The 20949-nt window shown below is 40.2% G+C and carries 16 protein-coding genes and 1 pseudogene; 6 read left to right on the forward strand and 11 right to left on the reverse strand.

Annotated features, from left to right (window positions below; all coding sequences use genetic code 11):
* Nucleotides 1-6: 6 nt before the first annotated feature.
* The 7 genes from V7R42_RS14060 to V7R42_RS14090 all read right to left on the reverse strand — a co-directional run bounded on the left by V7R42_RS14060 (nt 7) and on the right by V7R42_RS14090 (nt 6580).
* Nucleotides 7-969, reverse strand: a complete 963-nt coding sequence (locus V7R42_RS14060) for an ATP-grasp domain-containing protein (protein WP_334020898.1) — start codon at nt 967-969, stop codon at nt 7-9.
* 700 nt (nt 970-1669) lie between these two features.
* The gene (locus tag V7R42_RS14065; RefSeq protein ID WP_334020899.1) at nt 1670-1810 is read right to left on the reverse strand and encodes a hypothetical protein; all 141 of its coding nucleotides are present in this window, start codon (nt 1808-1810) and stop codon (nt 1670-1672) included.
* Nucleotides 1811-1921: 111 nt separating this feature from the next.
* Nucleotides 1922-4138: a peptidase domain-containing ABC transporter gene (locus V7R42_RS14070; RefSeq protein WP_334020900.1), complete on the reverse strand. Its 2217-nt coding sequence runs from the start codon at nt 4136-4138 to the stop codon at nt 1922-1924.
* Entirely contained in the window at nt 4138-5382 is a 1245-nt protein-coding gene (locus V7R42_RS14075) for an HlyD family secretion protein (RefSeq protein ID WP_334020901.1), read from the reverse strand. The genes V7R42_RS14070 and V7R42_RS14075 overlap by 1 nt, the downstream gene beginning before the upstream one ends.
* 5 nt (nt 5383-5387) lie before the next feature.
* Nucleotides 5388-5732 carry a hypothetical protein gene (locus V7R42_RS14080; RefSeq protein WP_334020902.1) on the reverse strand — a complete coding sequence of 115 codons (345 nt, stop codon included), beginning with the start codon at nt 5730-5732 and terminating at the stop codon, nt 5388-5390.
* Between the two features lie 69 nt (nt 5733-5801).
* On the reverse strand, nt 5802-6356 hold the full coding sequence (locus V7R42_RS14085) for a hypothetical protein (RefSeq protein ID WP_334020903.1): 555 nt from the start codon (nt 6354-6356) through the stop codon (nt 5802-5804).
* 14 nt (nt 6357-6370) lie between these two features.
* The gene (locus V7R42_RS14090; protein WP_334020904.1) at nt 6371-6580 is read right to left on the reverse strand and encodes a hypothetical protein; all 210 of its coding nucleotides are present in this window, start codon (nt 6578-6580) and stop codon (nt 6371-6373) included.
* A 687-nt stretch (nt 6581-7267) separates the two neighbouring features.
* Here V7R42_RS14090 and V7R42_RS14095 point away from each other — a divergent pair.
* Together V7R42_RS14095 and V7R42_RS14100 are read left to right on the forward strand one after the other, a co-directional pair.
* On the forward strand, nt 7268-10381 hold the full coding sequence (locus tag V7R42_RS14095) for a lantibiotic dehydratase (RefSeq protein WP_334020905.1): 3114 nt from the start codon (nt 7268-7270) through the stop codon (nt 10379-10381).
* A 796-nt stretch (nt 10382-11177) separates the two neighbouring features.
* Nucleotides 11178-11468 (forward strand): annotated as a pseudogene (locus V7R42_RS14100) (IS66 family transposase); the annotation flags it as partial.
* A gap of 869 nt (nt 11469-12337) precedes the next feature.
* On the opposite strand, the gene V7R42_RS14105 reads toward V7R42_RS14100, so the two are convergent.
* Nucleotides 12338-13219, reverse strand: coding sequence for a TraB/GumN family protein (locus V7R42_RS14105; RefSeq protein ID WP_334020906.1), 882 nt, complete (start codon nt 13217-13219; stop codon nt 12338-12340).
* 725 nt (nt 13220-13944) lie between these two features.
* On the opposite strand from V7R42_RS14105, the gene V7R42_RS14110 reads away from it, so the two are divergent.
* Nucleotides 13945-14088, forward strand: a complete 144-nt coding sequence (locus V7R42_RS14110) for a hypothetical protein (RefSeq protein WP_334020907.1) — start codon at nt 13945-13947, stop codon at nt 14086-14088.
* Nucleotides 14089-14098: 10 nt separating this feature from the next.
* Entirely contained in the window at nt 14099-14248 is a 150-nt protein-coding gene (locus tag V7R42_RS14115; RefSeq protein ID WP_334020908.1) for a class IIb bacteriocin, lactobin A/cerein 7B family, read from the forward strand.
* Nucleotides 14249-14565: 317 nt separating this feature from the next.
* Here V7R42_RS14115 and tnpB read toward each other — a convergent pair whose 3' ends face one another.
* The 3 genes from tnpB to V7R42_RS14125 all read right to left on the reverse strand — a co-directional run bounded on the left by tnpB (nt 14566) and on the right by V7R42_RS14125 (nt 17843).
* Nucleotides 14566-14646 (reverse strand): IS66 family insertion sequence element accessory protein TnpB, encoded by an 81-nt coding sequence (gene tnpB / locus V7R42_RS19955; protein ID WP_438823659.1) that lies wholly within the window; start codon nt 14644-14646, stop codon nt 14566-14568.
* 355 nt (nt 14647-15001) lie between these two features.
* Nucleotides 15002-15298, reverse strand: coding sequence for a hypothetical protein (locus V7R42_RS14120; RefSeq protein WP_334020909.1), 297 nt, complete (start codon nt 15296-15298; stop codon nt 15002-15004).
* Between the two features lie 358 nt (nt 15299-15656).
* Nucleotides 15657-17843 (reverse strand): winged helix-turn-helix domain-containing protein, encoded by a 2187-nt coding sequence (locus V7R42_RS14125; protein WP_334020910.1) that lies wholly within the window; start codon nt 17841-17843, stop codon nt 15657-15659.
* 559 nt (nt 17844-18402) lie between these two features.
* Between V7R42_RS14125 and rpoZ the strand changes: the two genes are divergently transcribed.
* Together rpoZ and spoT are read left to right on the forward strand one after the other, a co-directional pair.
* Complete coding sequence (gene rpoZ, locus V7R42_RS14130; RefSeq protein ID WP_014947805.1) at nt 18403-18675, forward strand: DNA-directed RNA polymerase subunit omega; 273 nt, start codon at nt 18403-18405, stop codon at nt 18673-18675.
* 142 nt (nt 18676-18817) lie between these two features.
* Entirely contained in the window at nt 18818-20929 is a 2112-nt protein-coding gene (gene spoT, locus V7R42_RS14135) for a bifunctional GTP diphosphokinase/guanosine-3',5'-bis pyrophosphate 3'-pyrophosphohydrolase (protein WP_334020911.1), read from the forward strand.
* The last annotated feature ends 20 nt before the right edge of the window (nt 20930-20949 follow it).

Consider the following 20949-nt stretch of genomic DNA (forward strand, 5'->3'; position numbering starts at 1 on the left):
GCGCATCTAAGCGGTTACCAGATGCATATTCTTTTCCTGTGAAAAGCCTGATTTACCTTTTGCTAAAAGCGAAATCAGGTGGTCTGTAATGGGTATACCAGTTTGGGCTTCAAACCCATAAAACATAGGCGACGGGTTCGCCTCCAGAAAGTAGTACACGCCGTGTTTGTCTCTTCGCCAGTCAATAGCAGTCCAGTTCATATGAAGTGCTTTCATAACCGATATTGCCTGCAAGACGACATCTTTTGGCGTTTCGATTGGAATAACGCCCATGTTTTTATCTTCGCGAAAATCGACACAATCACTACGAAGTTCTGCTGAAAAAACGTGATCACCGATAACGAAGGTTCGGATGTTAGTGCCTTCGATATATTCCTGAACAGTTATTGGCGATTTAGTAAGCGCATCGGTAATGCGAGCACTTTCAAAATGCTCCGCACACAAAATCTCAGTGTGACTGCCCCCCGTAACGGGTTTAAATATGCTTTTTTCTAAAGTTGTATACCAATTTAGAATTTCATCGAGGTCGTTGGTGACTAATGTTCTTGGAACGTTTAAGCCCTGTCTTTTTGCCTTTAATAACTGCCATGGCTTTTCTTTATGATGCTCGTAGGCTTGCCAACTATTAGCCCATAGTGTGTTCCCTGATACATTAAACCAGCTACGCAAACATGCCATGCTATCTCTCGCTGAAATATACTCAGCCGTGCCAAAATTTTCTCTATGTGCTTCATCTGATACACCGCAAAAATTTCGCCAGTACACCGACGTAATTTCGTTGAAAGCCAGTTTGTTACCATCGCTCAAGAGCAAATGGCCAAAATCATCTGTCGGTGAGTATGCCAATTGAATACAGCGAGGAAAGTCACTTGACTGCAACAGATGTGCGTTGAGCCCTTTTTTTCGCATCGCGTCAAGCATATAAGTCGCGTGCAGGTCTTTCTGGTGGCCTAGTATGACGTGGTGCATGGACGTTTCCCTTTTCAAGTTTTCAATATTGGTATTGATGTGGACAAGCCCTTATTCAGCTAAGCTTATTAGACTGAGCGTGCCCGCTAATGTTTTCTAGTCTATTTTTCCTATTTGCGAAGCTATTATTTATTTGAGGTGAAGTAAAAATCAAATTTCACTTAAAAGATAAAATAAAGAATAATATCAAATAGATATGTTTAATTGTTATCTTTTCATAAGGCTGTTTTTTTAAAAGTATGGTTTGCTAAGAATATTTTTTTGACAGTATATTTTTCACAGAAAATAGCAATTCAAGTAGTTAATGTAGAGAAGCGTTTAATTGATGTTTATACCGATCTATCAAATAAATATTAATAAAAAATTTGATTGATTATGGCAAAGCTTGGGAGTAGCAAACGGTACGGAGGTTTTAAATTTTAGCGGAATTTAGGGTCTTTATTTAGACGCTTATTTTTTAATTTCTCATTGGAAGTTGTACGTTAGGAATTCTTCATTACTTAAGATGAATATTTAGTAAAATTGAATAATGAGATCTTAAATGATGGAAACAGTTATTGCTATCCAACCTAGGATTGTATACAGGAAGTACTGTTGAGTTGATTAAACAAAAAATGAATGATGGCGAATATATAGAAAAGGGCGAAAGTGTTTTCGCCCTCCAAAAGATAATCAATAATCGTTAGTGTTAGACCTAAACCTAGTTAAGGTTAAGGTTAAGCGCGAAAAGTGCCCATGGCGGCATTGGATATCCATAGTGCTGTTCGAACATTATTGGGTTGTCAGCGTACAGTAAACCACCAGAAATATTCTTGGCTTCATTTTGATTAAGAGTTTCCATTATTTTTCCTTATCACATTTAATCGTAGTGCTCTTTAGAGCGAGCTTTTTCTTTTACAGTTGTTGCACATTTAGCCACGAGTATTTTGCCTCGCGACCAAATTAGTTCCAGCTAGGCTAACTCGAAGTCTGCTCCTAGTGGTTCGTATTCACCCGTTGTAGGTTCACCGTCGATATTCAGAACACGAGGTGTCGAGGCCTCTTTATCTTTGTATGCCTTCGGCCTAACGCGTTCTATCAGCTTTCCATACCTCAGCTCTAAAACCCTGTCTGCACTTGCAATCGTTTCGGGACGATGGGCAATAATAATTCGGGTTACATCTAGCGATTTAATAGCATTATTTACAGATGCCTCAAGCGTCGTATCTAAATTGCTAGTGGCCTCATCCATAAATAAAATTTTTGGTTTTCTGTAAAGTGCTCTAGCGAGCAATAAGCGCTGAATTTGGCCGCCAGATAAAGCTGCTCCCATGTCACCCACCAAGGTATTGTAGCCCATGGTCATTTGGCTAATATCTTTATCTATGGCTGCGATATTAGCCGCCCACTCAACGCGTTCCATATCTTTTTGAGGGTCAAAAAAAGAAATATTATCCGAGATTGAACCTGATAGAAGCTGATCATCTTGCATAACGGCGCCAACTTGCTTTCTATATTCACCCAAGCCCATTTGCTTTATATCTATTCCATCTACTTCAACTTGCCCGCACTCAGGAGAGAATAAACCTAGCATGACTTTCGCCAGAGTGGTTTTTCCACACCCTGAAGGGCCTACAAGCGCCACGGATTCGCCGGCGTTGATGGTTACGTTTAAGTTAGAGAAAACGGGGCGGTCTTTTTCATTGTAGCGATAAGTCACGTTTTTCAAATTTAGCGTACCTTCCAGGGGGCGAGACGTTCTGCTTCCTGTAAGATTCTGCTCTTTTTCGGTCAGCGATATATCGGCCAATCGGTTGAAATGCAGGTTAAGCATCTTAAATTCAATGAGTTTTTCAATTAGGTTAGCTGCTTTTTCTGTAAACTGACGTTTATATGACATGAAAGCGAATAGCATACCCACTGTAAGGTCACCACTCATTACAAGCATTGCGGCGAAGTAAACAACCAGAACGTTTTCGATGCCAAAGATAAAGCTATTGAAAGCTTGGTAACCAATGTTTAAATGCCCAACTCTGATACCAGCATTTAAAGAGTCAGCAAACTTGTTGTGCCATACACCTTGGCGTTGAACTTCACGACCGAACAATTTAATTGTCTGAATACCCCTTACCGTTTCCATAAAGTTAGATTGTTCTTTTGCTTGACTAACAATGACTTCCTCAGACATCTGCCTAAGAGGCTTGTACATCGCAATTCTAAAAGCGGCATAAATGAGCATGGCAATTAGAACAACTAAGCTCAATTTGGGACTGTATATAAAAATCATTACTAGTGTAGTGATCGCCATAAGGCCATCGATAAGGGCTGCGATAACACCTTCGGTCAAAAGGCTCTTAACCTGCTGTAAAGAGCCGAATCGTGATACAACATCTCCGATATGTCTTTTTTCGAAATATTGCAAGGGTAGCCTGACTAAGTGGTGAAACAGGTTTGCACCAAGCTGTATACTCAATAAGTTTCCGAAGTGAAGTAACAGTGTACTTCTCACTGCCCCGGTAATCATTTCTATGAGCATAAGTATGGCAAACCCTATTGCCAGCACAGTAAGCAAATTTTGGTCGTAGCTAAGAATAACCTCGTCAACAACAAGCTGCATGTAGTATGGGCTTGCAATGGCAAAGACTTGCAACAGTATTGACAGTACAAATACTTTTAGAAGGGTAGACTTTAATCCAGAGATGGAGTCCCAAAAATCCGATAGCTTCATATTTACACGGCTATCTTCGGACTTGAACTCTTTGGTAGGAGAAAGCTCTAATGCAACTCCGGTAAAATGCTTGGAAAACTCTGCTTTGGTGTAACGTCGAGTACCTAATGCGGGGTCGAGGATTTCGACATGGTGCTGACTCACTTTTTTAAGGACTACAAAATGGTTCATATCCCAATGCAGTAAACATGGCGTTTTCAGCTGATGTAAATGCTCAAGCTCAAGTCTGAGTGCGCGAGAGCTCATATGCATTTTGTCTGCAATTTCCATCAGCTCTTCTAAGCTGGCGCCTTTTAACGATATGGAAAAGCTCTGACGTAGATGTGTAAGATCGGTCTTGTACCCGTGATAGCCCGCAACCATTGCAAGGCACGCTAGCCCGCATTCAGCAGCCTCTGTTTGCATGATCATTGGTAGCTTTCGCGAGCCACCAAACTTCAGGAGATGTCTTGGATTTTCCATTATACGGCCCCCTTAATACTGTAGATGGGTTCCAGAAGCCATTCGAATAAACTGCGTTTATCAACCATTATATCGGCCTCGAGCAGCATTCCAGCCTGCAGAGGAACAGTAACGCCGTAAGCCATGGCACCCTGCTTTTTAAGTGTAACGACTACTTGGTATACGGGTTCCTGAAAGCTCACAGGTAAAGAGGCTTCATTTGGTAAAATAACTGCTTTGGAAACTTCCGTAATATCACCTTCATAAATACCAAATCTTTGATAAGGGAAGGCCTGATAACGAATGCGCGTTTGCTGACCAGTACTAACAAAACCGTAAGCCCGGGTGGGAACGTAAAGGACAGCTTCGAGTGAAGCCTCAACGGGTAGTATTGTCATGATGGGCTGATTAGTATTAGCCATCATCCCACTATTGACGAGTAAGCTTGTTACCTCACCAGCTTTGTTGCTAACTATTTCAAAGCTACGTTGTGAATCAGCTTGTGATATTTGCTGATTGATTCCTGCAAGTTGTGACTTAAGCTTCGAGATTTTATCCTCGTGTTCAACAGGAAGCTGTTCGTACTGGTAATCTAACTGGCTGAGATTGTCTTTTGTTGAAAGAATTTTAGACTGAGTGTCTTCGAGCTGTTGTTTCATTGCGAGTAATGAATCTTGTTGATTTTCTAGCTCTCTTTGTGATGCGAAGCCTTGTTCAATGAGTGCCTTAATATCATCTATCTTATTTTGACTTAATTTAACCCTTTCCTTTAACAGTGTTCGTTGTGACAAGGCTTGTTCGAACATTGCTGAGGTGTGCTTCTTCTGGCTCTGTAGTCGTTTCTTGTTTGCCTGATAAAGCTGTTGCTCGTGCTCGATATTATTCTTAATCAGTTCTTTCTGTATTACTAACTCTTGTATGATGGTATCGTTGGCACCTTTTCCCGAACTCAATTGTCGATCCATTCTAATTCGGGCAAGTGGCTGCCCTTTTTTTACAACATCACCTTCTTCCACATAAACTTCATCTACAAGTCCCGGTGCGATAGCGTAGACCTTGCTTAATCCGGTTGTTGGTCTTAAATACCCTGGCACTACTTCTTTTCTGTGATACTCACCCCAAAACAAGTAAGCAATACAAATTAAGACTACTGAAACCAATAAAAATGCGACAATACTGAACGACATATGAGTAGCAAGTGTTACTTCACCGTCTAGCCTTTGCCCTTGATGTGCAATGGCTTCCTTTCTAAACAAGTTAGCCATTTTGCTTACGCCTCTTTTACTCTTAAGCATGCAGTACTATGAACCTTCCAATCTTGGTCGGGCTTTCGGGTCATTACATGCAAATTTTCAGATTGGTTAGACATGACCTGCGCTCCTTGCTTTCCTTGAAAATTAATTTTATCGCGGATAACTAGGAGGTCATTTTGCTTGGCGACCAGCTCAATAGAGAGCACTTCAATGGTCATCTCAAGCTGTTGGCGAATTGACTCATACTGCGCTTTTACGCTAGCCAGAAAAGGGGAATCACTATGATAAAGCTCGTCCAATGCATTTAAGTCGCCGTTACAAATAACATCGTAGTAGTGTTTAAAAAAATCGTTAACTGTCATATTTTAATCCTCAGCGTGCGGGTATAACTTGAACCGTTAACCTTTTCACTTTCGCTTTATTTTAAATAGTTATTTCTGACTCAATTGAAATGAAATATCTAATTCCTGCGGTTTTGTAGATTCAAGAAGAACCATTAATTCTGATAACTGGTCTTGCGATGAAAAGTAAAGAAAGTACCTGTCGTCATGCTTCGTGACATCGCTTACTTGAACTGTAAATGATTCCTCGTTAACAACAATACAGCAGTACTTTCCTATACTTAGTTGATCGGTTATTTGTGAATTGATATCCAAACTAATAACGCCGTCAACGTCCTTTGTTTGCAACACCGCTACGAAATCTCCAGCTTGCAGATGCTTGTCTACCTTTACATTAGAGCCATAGCGCTTCAATTCACCTCGTTGAGGGGCTTTGATAACGCTGCTAACGTCTCCTCCTCGCACAAGAATAAGAGCATCGCCTTTTTCCAACACGTCTCCCACTTGCGCCAATATGTCGTCTATATCTCCGCCCTTTCTTGCCAGAACAACGGCTGCGCTTGGTTTAAATAGCTGGACTTCTGTTCCATTAGTAAACCCGGAAACAATTGTACTAAGCGCAGCTGTCACGGTTATTAAAGGCATTGACTTCATTTCTTTTAAAGCCGTGGATATGTAGAGCTAAAGGTAATATTGGTCGACGCGGCTTGCACATTTGCTTGTCCGTAAAAACCGTCGACTTGTTCTTTGTCATTTGTCCCTCCAACAACAGATCTTGTTGCCTCTCTGGGAATTACCGCACCGTCTAAACTTAAGTTCTTCAATGTTGTTTTTTTAAGCATGAGCGTTGGTTGGTTGTTGTGTGCCATAGTATTTCCTTATCGTTTTGTATTAAAAATATTTTGTGATAGTGCATTCGATAAGCATCGCAAATCACATGCACCGCAAAATGATGATTAACGAATTGAGAGGAAAAGTCGCTTATGAAGATGTTAGAAAATAAAAATAAGATTGTGATTTATGTTTTTGTTATATATAGCTTTTTATTTTTTGCTAAGTATTAATAATGTTGACATAAGATAAGAATGGCCTTGAAAAAAGGGAATGTAGACCTTACGATTTAATTTCCTTATTACATTTGCATAATCTCGCACTTGTAAGGAAAGCCTCGACACCGCCATGTTGAGGCTTTTTTATGCCCCGAGTTCAGCTCTCAAGCGCATTACTTACATAGTTTTTCAATAAGACTGCAAAAGTTAGCCGAAAATGAGCTCATCTCTATCGCTAAAGATAAAGCAGCTTTCAACCTCTGTAATCCGCTGATACGTTTCTATGTATAAATTGTCGAAAGGGTAGCATGTAAGCAGTTGCTATACGTTGGCAGAAGATGCTGTAAAGGCTGTCATGTGAAGCGTGAGATTATATGAATCCGCACTTAATACAAGATTTAGAGCAAGTACATCACTATTCAACTTATTTGTTTATGAGGCAGGCTTTTATGATGTTATTTTAATTGCTAATTTACCGTTACATAATGGAATAAACGGTGTTTTACAATGAAGCAAATTAGTGCTCCTGATGGTTTTTTCGTTCTACGTATACCAAGATTACCTTTTGATCTTCTAAAGCCACTGTTTAACGCGTCTAATGATGCAGACGAACTCTTATTAAATTGGCTGAATCGCGAACAGGTAATGGAAAGCTTATATATTGCTAGTCCATCTTTGCATTCGCGTGTTGTCATATGGTTAAAGCGGCCGCACTCTAAGCAAGGCAAAAAAATACGAAGTACCCTGATTAAGTATTTTATTCGTATGTCGTCAAGACCTACGCCCTTTGGGCTGTTTTCTGGCATAAGCATGGGTAAGCCATCGGAGCATACAAAATTAATAGTACCCGCTTATAGTAGATATACGAGAAAAACACGGTTTGATATATTGATGCTTAGTCAGCTTAAAGCTGCCGTATCAAAAAGAGAGGTTAAAAATCTATCTTATCGCGCGAACCCTTCCATAGCTGTTTGCGATGAGACGATCCGTTACATCGAGTCATATGACAGCGAAGATGCAAAGCATTATAGACTCTCATCCGTTCAAAAAACTGATATTTTAGACTTTGTATTATCGTTTTGCGAATTGCCAGTTTCTTTCGACGACATAACGCTAAAATTACACGCCAAATACGAAAGCTTCTCCGTCGCGGAACTTGAAGCGTTTGTGAAGCAACTGATAGATGAATCTATCATTATTCCACACTTACCACTGCCTTTAACTGCATCATCACCTGATAAAGCATTGCTAGCTTCACTTGAACCATTTGCCGAATATGATGGGTTAAAAAAAGGTGTGGAATTATTGCAACGTATTGATGAAGACGATTGCTCTAGCATAGAAGACTACAAAAACGTAATTACCACGCTGCGCGATTTACCAATCAATATTCAAGAGAACAAACTGTTTCAGGTAGATATAGCACCTGAAATGGTTAAGAGTGAATTAGCGGTGGATGTTACTTCCACAATTCAGCAGGCCATTGAGTTGATTTCTCGAGCAAGTGCGGTCACACATAATCCATTTTCTAGTTTTATTGCACAGTTTACTAAACGCTTTGATCAGCAGCTCATCCCTTTAACAGCAGTATTAGACGATGAATCTGGTATTGGTTTCTCAGAAGATACGGGATATGAATCGAGCTTGCTATCAAATTTAAATCTACGAAGTCGTTTATCAAGTCGTAAAACCAATGAATTGAGCCCTATGCATAAGCTAATCTTGCAAAAGATGAGCCTTCCGAATTATCAGAGCACAGAAACACTTACGTTGTCTTCAAAAGAACTAGCAGATGCGATTGACTCAACACAAGACAATACAAAGCTTCCATATTCTTACGGCGCGGTCGTCTCTTTATTTAATAATGACGACAAAGAATTAATCAAACTTATATCAGTTTATGGTCCCTCGGCGGCAAATCTAATCGGTAGGTTTTGTCATCTCGATGAAAATTTGAAAGAACAAGTTAAAGAACACCTTAAGCAAGAAGAGCTTAACTCTGAGGATGTCGTTTTTGCCGAAGTCGTTCACATGCCGGATGGACGTCCAGGTAACGTGATTGCGCGTCCGCGCTTAAGGGATTATGAGATTGTATTTATGGCTGATAGCGATATTGAAAATGAATATTCTATCTCAGTAAACGATCTATATGTTTGGGTGGAAGAAAATAGAATAAAGTTATGGTCTAAAAGACTGAAAAAGCAAGTGATACCAAGAATGTCGAATGCCCATAACTTTTCTAATCGAAGTTTAAGCGTCTACCGATTTTTGTGCTCGATTCAGTATCAATATTACTCAATACCCACAAATATCATGCCTGATGTATTTTCGACATATTGTTTTACACCAAGAGTAATGTTGGATGATATCGTGCTGCACGAAAAAACGTGGCGTATTCCTCACTCCGCTTTATCCAGCGTTCTTGAGAAAAACAAATATTGTGATAACCGATATAGTGCGTTGAAAGAAAAGTATCAGCTTGATGATGTTGTAGTCTTTTCTGTCGGTGACAACGCATTGACCCTCAATCTTAAAAATCCCTTACTTTTTACTATGCTCGTTGAAGAATCGAGAATGTTCAAAGAAGTAGTTCTTAAAGAGTCACTACCCAATCAGTATGTTTCATCAGTCAAAAACGAAATGGGTGAAGGATACGCTAATGAGATTATCGTCCCTTTGGTGAACAAAAATGCGGCTTCTTATAAAGCCACTCGGTTAAATCAACGCCATACAATGATTGACAACGAAACGCGAAGCTACTCGCCAGGTTCAAAATGGATGAGCATTAAAGTGTATTCCGGCAATAATCAAGTTGAAGGTGTATTAGCTTATCACCTGGCGTCATTTATTAAATCGTCGACATCACTATTTGATAAATGGTTTTTCATTCGTTTTGGTGATCCTGATTGGCATCTGAGAATTAGGTTTCTAGGTGAGCCTGAGGTGCTATATGGGAAGCTTTTGCCCCTTATACACCAGCATCTTCAATCCTTTATTGACAACAATGAGGTCGAGCGTGTCGAGCTTTTTACTTACCAGAGAGAGTTAGAGCGCTATGGAGGCGAACAGCTACTAGAACACTGTGAAACACTTTTCAGGTTGGAAAGTGACTTAGCTACCGAGTTAATCCCATTGGTTCATACTTATGGAGATGATATTCGATGGAGGGCTGCCGCGCTTTGTATTGACCAAATATTGACCTATTTTGGCTACAGCTGGCCACAGAAACTTGCTTTGGTAAACGCTTTAAGAGAAGCGTTTGGAAGGGAGTTTAACGAGAATGTAGAGTTACGAAAGCAATTAGGTGAGAAATATAGGAACTTAAAATCAGTATTAATCAATGATTTTCATTTTGCCCTACGGCCCGAAGAAAAAAACGGTGCAGAGACACCGCAAGAATTATTCACAAAGATTGAAAGCTGGGGTCGTGAATACGAACAAGTCGTCGCTGATGCAAGCTCAGCTCTGCGGTCATCTAGTATAAATAAAGATGAGCTGGTAACGTCTATACTACATATGCTTAATAATCGGTTGTTCAACGCGTACACGCGAGAACACGAGTTCGTTATGTATGACTTGCTACGACGTTTTTATCTATCTCTTACTAGTAGATTACAGTAGATAAGCATTCGTGGATGAAATGAAGAACGGTTTTTATCAACAATAAAAATTTGACGATTTCACTCTATCATTAGCCAATTGTCGTGACTGCATCATCACTGATCTGGGCTAGACTGGATAAGTAATTCCAAATAACTGTTGTCATCATTGTGACTGCACTGAGATGCTGATTGCCTATCAGAGACAGACTTCCTCAGATTTTGTATAAATCACTTCAAGGTTAAACCCAGTAACGTCTGTCTAATTTTAAGGCTACTGCATTTTTAATGTTAAAACGGCTATGAGATTTAGTAACTAAAATAAAGTGATAAGAAGAAAAAGTATTATCAAAACTTATCATCCAGTTTTTTAAGAGTAATAATCTGATTTAACTTTCAGATTTTTAATGATTTTTCTGTTTTTTTTGAAAGTTTGACTTGCTATCTAAAATCAATCATCGTTTATTTCGAAACGAGTTTAATATTTAGTATTTTAAGGTGAGGAAATGTTAAAAAATTTCGCGTTAGCGCTTTGCTTGTCAGTAATCTGTAGTTTATTTTTCTTGATGTTTGATTGGTTAACACCCGCTTATCTTATTTTCGTGGTATTCAGTATAACGTTCACGTGCTTACTCTTTGGGGTTATTTCACGACTTCTGAGCGGCGGTCAAGGTCTTAAGATTGAACGAGGTTTTTTTCAGTTGTTAGAAATAAATCTCGGAATTGCTAGCGATTCATTAGGCCCTTCTTAGTTGAGTAAATTAATTGAAAAGAAAGGTGCACACGAGCGGTAAGGCTAACCTCAAGAACTTAACATTGAAGCGATAAAATACTGCTTAAACCAATGGCAGAAGCTGGTTCGATACACACTCGATGGTCACCTCGCCAGCGACAATAACCCTGCAGAGCGCGCGATAAAACCGTTCGTCATCGGCCGGAAGAACTGGTTGTTCAGCCAGACTGCTAATGGTGCGAATGCCAGCGCAGTGCTCTACAGCATCATCGAAACCGCCAAAGCCAACGACCCTAATGTGTTCGAGTATGTGATGACTTGCCTGGATGAGCTCGGTCGAGCCAATGTCGATATCGAGCAACTACTACCATGGTAATTCGCTAAGCGCTAGGTGGGATTAGCGGACGCTTACATTCTGTTGCTGCTTTCATTAGATTTTAGACTTTTAACCTATAGAGAAGTACGCACCTACTTTTTTGCCGATTAAGCCGAATATCAACATAAAAATAAATACAACTGAACCTTCATTTAAGCCTACATTCATTAAGATTAAATATTCGCGTGATAACTAAAGCAAGTGAGCCACCCAGAAATATGCCAATTCCTAATCCAATCCAATTTAAATTCTTCATACTAATCCTAATTTAAAAGAAAGGGACCTTGAAACTAGATCCCAAAAATAGTTTCTTAATCCAGAAACTCGTTCATGAACAACCCAGCACCAGCCCACGCCCCATTGAGAGCAGTCATACCGATACCCCTCATTGTACTGGATACCGACTGAGAGCCATCATCAACTCTTTCGTTAGTACTATTTGATATGTTTTTGCCATTTAAAACTAGTAATGGGTGAATATGCAAAGGTGCTATCTAATTAATTAAATCTCATGCAGGCAATGCTTAGCTCAAAAGCTACAATACATTGAAAAAAGCCATGTGTAGTGCAGTCTTCGAATGAATGCTTATTTGTCTTGTCAGGTTAAATCGAAATTGTTTATGTCATTTGCCGGGCGGCGAACGAGCCGCAATGGGCATTTAGGGGCTTGAGGCGTGTAAAAAATCGAACCAAAAGAATAGTCTACGCTAAAGCTCGCGACCCTTACCGCAGGGCCGGAAGATAAATCTGAGTGAGTCACCGAATATACCTTAGCGTAGTTCAAAAGCCTCGCTTGCTTAGCGGTAAGTAATGCCAAGCCAATTTATTCACATGGGCTTGAAGTTACTAAAAGCGGCGTTGGTGTGGCGTTAAAGTTGTTCTATTTTATATCCTTTATTTTCTAGTAATTTTAGGACGTTACCTTCGCCTACAAGGTGACCTGCACCAACTAATACAAACTCCTGATCCTCGTCGCCAAACATGGCCTCAATATGTGGCACCCAGTTTGCGTTTCGCTGAGTAAATACTTCGTTAAAAGACACGGGTGACTCACGTTTGAATTTTTCAACAACATATTCGTTTATTTCTTCGGTATCGCCGTTTCTCCATGCCTTAATAGTTTGTGTAAGCAGTTCTTTAAGTTCGGGTAATGTGGTTAGGGTTTCAGAGATAAAGCGATCTTCTTCGCCTTCGCCCATGTTTGCCATCATTTGGATTTGAAAGTCTAAGGTCTCCAAGTAATCTCTTGTTTTGCCGTCGCGTTTTGCTAGTTGGTTAAAATAGGCATCAACACCTTCGCCTGCCAATTGGTTACGTTGGGCTTCAATAGCAACAAGCATAGAGACGACCATTCCAGGCTTGAAGCTCGCCACTTGGTCTGCCGTGGCACCAAATGCGCTTAAATAGGTATTGAGGGCGCCATAGGTTTCTTCGGAAAGCTCATCTTTAAGAGACAGGCCATCTTCGTAGGCGACGGCGGCCATTATTTTTCGTTGTGCAGCTAAATCAGTAGGGGCTGGTAATTCTGCTTCAAGCACTATTGTATCGCTTTTCTCATAGGTAGTACTAAAAGCGTCTGGTAGTGGAAATTCTGATATTGGCAAAATGTGTATAGTGCCACCTATATACACTACGTCTTCCCCATTTGATACTTTCCAAACCGACGTTGTTGCGTCGCTTGCTAATGTGTTAGTTGACGAGAAAGCCAGGGCAAGTGCAAGTGTTACAATTTTTAATGACAAGTTTTTCATAACGTTAATCCTTATATGTTTAAAAGTGAATCAGTAAGTGTTTCAAGTAGCGGTCCTTACTGCTGTGCACCATCACGCTTAAGGTTAACCGGAGAACTTAAACTATTCTCTTACGAAAGCCTTATAGTTTTATCCGTAAATAAAAGCTTTTTTGTAATTTTCTATCTATCTGTATTTATGGAGTTTTTGATGGAATCTTATGAGAGTGTTATCACGCAAACAAAGTATGAATGCAGAATGGGTGTTGTTGCATGGTCATTCTCCTTTGTAAAGAGAACACCACGCTGTAGCTAATTTATTAATTGAACGTGGGAATTACCGGACGGACACTATGCACATGACAATATGCACTTAGCAGTAGAAACTCGACTTCATTCCCACGGTAATAAAAAACGCGATATGAAAAATAGAAACAACGGACGTCAAATTTCCTTCGCACTTATATTTAAATGCATCCTCGAACACTATTATGAATTATTATAAAAGCCGTACGGTTTCGTAATATAAGATTGCAAGTGTTTGATTTTTATATGTATTTATATTTTTTCTTAAACTTGTGATTTTAACGCTTTTGTTTAAATATCTATTTGGCGATTTAATACTGTCGCAAAACATTCGGTAATTTTAATGAGTAAATTTGGCGGAAATTTCATTAATTATAGAATGTAATAAGGTAGAAATGAAAAACTATTCATTTTTTTAAACACACAAATAAGGAATAAATCATGAATGAATTAACGTTCGAACAAGTGCAAGATGTAAACGGCGGGCTATTATTTTTAGCAGCAGCCCCTGCTTTTATTAAAGGTGTAGGTGCTGGTCTTGGCCTAGTAGCGGCTGGTGCAGGCATTTACGCAGCATTGAAATAAGGGGAAATACATGACTAATTTTGATTCAAGCAATATTCAAGAATTAACGCTGGAGCAGATGCAGGAAGTCAATGGTGGCGTTGTTCCTTTCATCATCGGAGTAGCTGTAGGAATAGACATTGGTCTTAATATCGCTTTGATTGCATTAACAAGAAAATAATGTTCAAAATTTAAGATAACACAGTGAGCATCCGCTCACTGTGTTCATAAACGGTGCCTAGAATGAAAAAAGTTAGATTTATATTTGATATAGTACTGATAGTATTTTTTTCCTTCTCAATTTATTTCCTGCTGAATGATAGTATTCAGTTTAACAAATCGTTATTAGTGATATTAGTCTCTTTGACTGTAATGTATTTAGCTTTGAAATCCATAAAAGCGCGCTAGTGATTTTTCAGTTCTTTCTCGTTCATACCACTTTTATCCCGTTTTAAGCTGCTATAAATTGTTATCGGCAGGCCATATAAAGCGGTACTTCTAGAGACGTTTATACCAGAGTGCAAAGTCCGTTTTGTCCCAATTGAGTACTTTGACGTTATCGCGCTTTTTGTTGATCAAAATAAGATGTCCACTTCCCTATTAATAAGAAAAACTTAATTGGAGTTTTCTGCAATGATTAACGCAGGACGCGACTATGAAAAAACACTGTAGATACACCTAGCCTGTGTTTCCGAGCGGTGAATTTGACTTACGATATACATTGAACATCGCTAAAAAAAAGAAGAAGGGCAACATGTTACTGTCAATAAAGAAAGAAACATCTTTGTAGACAACCGCAAACTCAATAATTTTGTAAACCGTATAGATTCCGAAACTGATCATGCACTCATCAAATACGCAGCGAAACAAGTTCATTTTTGTACCTCGCTAAATGAAGCGACCTGAGTAAGCCGCTTTGAACTAAGATTGATTGTTATAACAGGGGATCACTACTTTCAGACATAAATGCTGCTAGAGCTAAAGAACTACTACCAGAGCCAATCTCGTGTAGCGTTTTATTTTCTTTGGTAAAAGCGTGGGATGCGAACCAATTTCTAGCTATTCTTCCCATTTCGTACCAGAAAGGATTCCAAATATCGTCGTTTGCCATTTCAATAACATTCAATGTCAAATTTTCATTATTCGTTCCACCCGTTTTCGTCTTTGTAAAATTCCGCCCCCTTACTATAGCCAGAAGAAAAGCCTTCAGAAAACTGCTGAGATGCGTCATGAGCGGCAATCGTCATCAATATCCATTTCGACAATGAACCCCACAAAGCACTCCTCAACTGACCTGCTCGAGAACGTTATTCTCTAATCCTGTACCTAAATTGCAGTTAAGTCAAAAATCAACAAAGTTTATTCATAACAGCTACTTATGCGTAAACATTACTGTTTCATAATGATGTCTCAGGAATTAATAATATTAACATTTTCAAAATGTAACTAAATATATACAAATATCGCGTTAATAAGTGTTGAATACTTATTACGCTTTGGGAGAGAGAGTAAAGATTCTTTGAATAGTCCAAGCTATCTTCGACACTAAACTGCTTTGTCTGGTAGCTATAAACCGAAACTAAAATCCATCAATCAAGGGGCGCTTTAAATTCGATATCAAGCTTTAACAGCATATTATTTTTCTGCTCTATTAATGTGAGGAATAGCTCTGGCTGCTTTCCGCTATTATTAGCTATTAATCGCCATATTTCCTTTTCATGCGTATGCGCAACCTGCTTCACCTTATTGTTCTGATCATTTAGAGGTACTTGGTATACTGTGGTTGCATCTTCAGTGTAATAAATAAATCGTTCATTAACTGTCCAGCGCAGCTTAGCTGCTGCAGATAGTTCTACCACAATAGTTTTCTCCCCAGTATCAAGGTTTTGCTTAACAAGATTATGATCGTAGTTCAGATAAACTAAAGTATTGCCATTAACGACTCTTGCAGCGCCGAGGACGTCTTTGGCAATCAACACATATTTTTTTGAATCAAGGTCATAAAACCAAGCATTTGCTTTGTCGTCCACTTCATATGTGATGAGTAATGTGTTGTTGAACGGCCACGAAAAATCGCTGATCAAACCGGGTGGACTAATTTCATCTACTAATTCAAGTGACTTAGTGTTGTAGATGTAAATTGAGTCTTTATTTGCCAACCCAAATTTAACGTCATTTGGGGCAACGGCCATATAGCTGATTTTTTTATCCGGCATCGAATCAAATAACTCTTGCCTAGACCCGTTTTCGGCCTTCCAAAGCGCCTGTTTCTTCCAGCCAACTAAGTACATTATGGCTTCATTATTGTGTAATGAAGATGCTGTTATTTCCAAACGATTTGTGCTCGAGAAATCTATTGGCTGAGGTTCGTGGGTACTTAGACTATACAAATTTGAGTCGGCATAATCGGTGGCTATAATCATGCTGCTTTCATCCACCAAGTTAATACCAATTTTGCCACCCTCTACCGATTCTGTGTCTAACGTGCGATAAGACAACTCCAAAGAGTTTATAGATAGAGACACAATTGATGGGCTATCGCGATTAAGCCAGAAAAGCCGAGAGTCATCTTCTGACCAGCCAATTGCATCGACGAAGTAATCAACAGAAATCACTTCTCGAGGGCTACTTCCATCTTTGTTTGCAACAAGTATTTTAACGCCTTTAGCTTGTTTGCGTAAAATAGCTACTTTTTTGCCGGAATGTGAGATCTTTACAAAATAGTCTCCGAATTCTGAAACCTGAGGCGAAGATATTTGGAACTCAGTGTTTTTTTCTAGGTCTCTATGTACAATAGAAGATAAATTCGGAATGTTGCGATAGTTAAATTTAGTGTATAGCAGGGTTTTGCCATTATCAGAAGTATCAGCGTGCAGTAAGTTAATGCCGTAACAGTCGAATAATTTTCTATGATTACTGTTAATACCATTTTCTGCCAAATCGACTTTCCATACTTGACAGGGTTGTTCCGCTTCCATATCCACCATTTGATAAAAGAGACTGTCTTCTTCTGACCATGCAATTGGATATAGCTGTGCGCCATCTTCCGAAAGACGCATCTCTTCAAGTGTTTCAGTATTCTTAATGTATAAACCAAAAGAAGTGTCGTCAGAACCCTTGTATGTGTAGGCAAGATAGCGCTTGCTTTTAGACATTAACGGCGCCACTGAAACACCTTTTTTCCATGATAGTAATGTTTCTTTTACTGTAACGGGGCTCTGTTCCTGTGATTTAGATGCTCTGCTTGAAGTAAAGTAATATGCAGCCGCGATGGCAAATACGAGAGTCAGTAAGATGCCCGGGAAGAACTTCGACTTTTTTGATATTACAAAGTCAGTGCGTTCAGTTATGTCACTGCTTTCTATCGCTTCTGAAGGAGCAGGAGAGGCTGGCGTTTCTTTTTGCTTCGATACATCAATATACTCAACTTCGGGCACCACAGAGAGGCTATAGCCAACGCGATAGTGGGTTTTGATGATTTGTGCACGCTGTTTTTCTGACTTCAGCGCTTTTCTTAGTTCAGACATCGCTCGGTTTATTGCGTTGTCGTCTACATAGTTTTGCTTCCACACTTCATCAGCAAGTTCTTGCCTAGAAATGACCCTGTCGTTGTTTCTAATAAGATAGACAAGAATACTAAAAAGAAGGGGTTCAAGCTCTCTGGAGATATCGCCGTCGTTAAGAGTTTGGTGCTTAAGCGATAGATGCCAGTGGCCCAAGATAACATGCTTAATTTTTCGCGAAAAGTTGATTTCGTTGTCGACTACATGTTCCATTTCAACACGCAACTCCCTCTGCTAAACAATTGGAATGCCAAGTTATACTTTTCAATTGTATTAAGACTCAGTTTAATGCGCTAAGCAAACATCTCAATATTCAATCAATTGTAGAGCACTACACTACGTCTACGATTTTATAGTAAGTTAAGAAATCACCGTTTAAAACATGTTTTGTAATATTTAATATTACTTTTTAGTTACATTGCTTCAAACACTATTCGTTAGAGCTTCAAACATTGAGCGCATTGACAAATAGTGTCCTTTGTCCATTTTTGCCTCATCTAAGGCGATAACATAATTTGTTGATTTGTTTTATTTATGCTAGCCGCGCCTAGTGTACTTTTATACACTAGGTTTTATTGTTAGATAGTATAAGCGCTACCAGCCTTTGGTTAGTAATGTACTATGTAGGGATAATACCTAGTTAATTATTAAGGTCGGACTGCGATCTGACTGCTTCAATTTCAAACAAAATACTAGGATCGCGTTACGTATCTGTGTATACTACGCGGCCGTTTTTTGAATAACTTGTTCAACCTAATTTTCGGAGAAATACATGGCTCGCGTAACTGTAGAAGATGCCGTAGATAAAATTGGTAACCGCTTTGACCTAGTGCTTGTTGCTGCACGCCGTGCACGTCAAATTGCCACTGAAGGCAAAGATCCTATGGTTGACGTTCAAAACGATAAGCCAACTGTTACAGCACTTCGTGAAATTGAAGAAGGTTTGGTAACGGCTGCTACGCTTGAACAAGCAGAACTTCAAGCGCAAGAGCAGCAAGAACATGCTGAATTTGCATCAGTAGCAAACATCCTATCTGATCAATAAACCCTTTTTTTAACGGTTTTATCGGTATTTTAGCGCCAGTGCTTTGAAAAAAGCACTGGCGCTTTACTTTTGGCGTATTGGCTTCTCGCACAATTAAACGTATTCTTAGGGTTGTATCGTTAGATAAGGGTCACGCTTCACTGTGTATTTGTTTGAAGGTTTAAAGCAGAAAGTTTTAGAGTACTTACCAGCCGACCGCGTTCAGTTGGTACAAGAATCTTTTGTGCTAGCGCAAGAGGCGCACGATGGACAAATGCGCTCAAGCGGCGATCCGTACATTACTCACCCGGTTGCAGTCGCCGGTATTTTGGCTGACATGCACCTTGATCACGAAACGATCATGGCGGCACTCCTTCACGACGTTATTGAAGATACCCATTACAGCAAAGAAGACTTGGCCGGAGCCTTTGGTGATACCGTTGCTGAACTGGTAGAAGGTGTTAGTAAGTTAGATAAACTAGCGTTTAGCACTAAACAGGAAGCGCAAGCGGAGAACTTCCGTAAAATGATGATGGCTATGGTGCAAGACATCAGGGTTATTCTTATCAAGCTTGCGGATCGCACGCACAATATGCGCACGCTCGGATCTTTACGACCCGACAAGCGCCGCCGCATTGCGCTGGAAACGCTCGAAATCTACGCGCCAATAGCCCACCGCTTGGGTATTCACGACATTAAAAATGAGCTTGAAGACTTAGGTTTTCAGGCCATGTACCCTATGCGTCATCGCGCGTTGAAATCTGCTGTGCGTCAGGCGAGGGGAAACCGTAAAGAAATCATCGAAAACATACGCGAAGAGCTTAATACGCGCCTTGATGCCTACGAGATAGAATCTGATGTACTAGGCCGTGAAAAGCACCTGTATTCCATTTACCGAAAGATGAAAAACAAAGAACTCATGTTTAATGAGGTAATGGATATTTATGCGTTTCGTATTGTTGTTAAATCAGTGGACAACTGCTATCGCGCACTCGGCGCTATGCATGGGCTGTACAAGCCAATTGAGAACCGTTTTAAAGATTATATCGCTATTCCGCGTACCAACGGCTACCAGTCGTTGCATACGTCATTAATTGGGCCTCACGGTATTCCTGTAGAAATTCAAATTCGTACCCAAGAAATGGACCAAATGGCGGATAAAGGGGTAGCTGCGCACTGGCTGTATAAAGAGCCTGGCGATAATGGCACTACTGCACAGCTACGTGCTCGCAAGTGGATGCAAAGCTTGCTTGAGCTTCAGCAATCTGCCAGTTCATCGTTTGAATTCATCGAATCGGTTAAGACTGACCTGTTTCCTGATGAAATTTACGTGTTTACGCCAGACGGGCGAATTATCGAATTGCCAATGGGCGCAACCGCTGTCGATTTTGCCTACGCCGTACATTCTGATGTAGGCAATACCTGCGTAGGTGTGCGCGTAGAGCGCAGAAACTTTAGCCTAAGTAAGCCCCTTGAAAACGGTCAAACCATAGAAATTATTACCTCGCCAAAAGCGAAGCCTAATGCGAATTGGCTGAACTTTGTAGTGAGCGCCCGCGCGCGTACCCGTATTCGCCAGTACCTGCGTAAGCAGCATTCTCAAGAAGCAGTGAACATGGGTAACCGTCTACTTCGTCATGCATTAGGTGCAGTGAAATTAGATGATATTCCTAATGAAGACATTGAACGTGTGGTAGCGGAAACCAAGCACGCTAATTTTGACGACCTATTGGTAGATATCGGCCTTGGTAACGAATTAAGCGCAATCGTAGCTCGCCGTTTGTTAGGAGAGAGCACGACTGATCTGTCTGACAAGAAAGGCAATGTGGCCATTCGTGGTACAGAAGGCCTGCTTGTTCACTACTCTCGCTGTTGTCACCCTATTCCAGACGATGAAATTGTAGCGGTATTAAGCCCAGGCCGCGGTATGACCATTCACCAAACTGGCTGTAACAATATTCGCAAGCTTACCCGTGAAGAGCCTCAGCGCGTGCTACCCATGCAGTGGGACGACAACCCGCAGGGTGAATTCAAAGCGTCGCTACGCATTGAATTGTTTAACCATCAGGGCACACTGGCAACATTAACGAACACTATTTCAGGGTGCGATTCCAATATCATTGGCCTGCAAACTGAAGAAAAAGAGAGTAATATCTACTTTATCGACCTAGAACTTACCACGCACAACCGTGTGCACTTGGCGCGAGTCATGAAGAAAATACGCACCATGCCGGAAGTTCAGAAAGTGTCTCGTCATAGTCAATCACGACACTAATTACTCAAATATTTAGGAAC

The sequence above is a fragment of the Alteromonas sp. S015 genome (assembly GCF_036864485.1).
Taxonomy (GTDB): domain Bacteria; phylum Pseudomonadota; class Gammaproteobacteria; order Enterobacterales; family Alteromonadaceae; genus Alteromonas.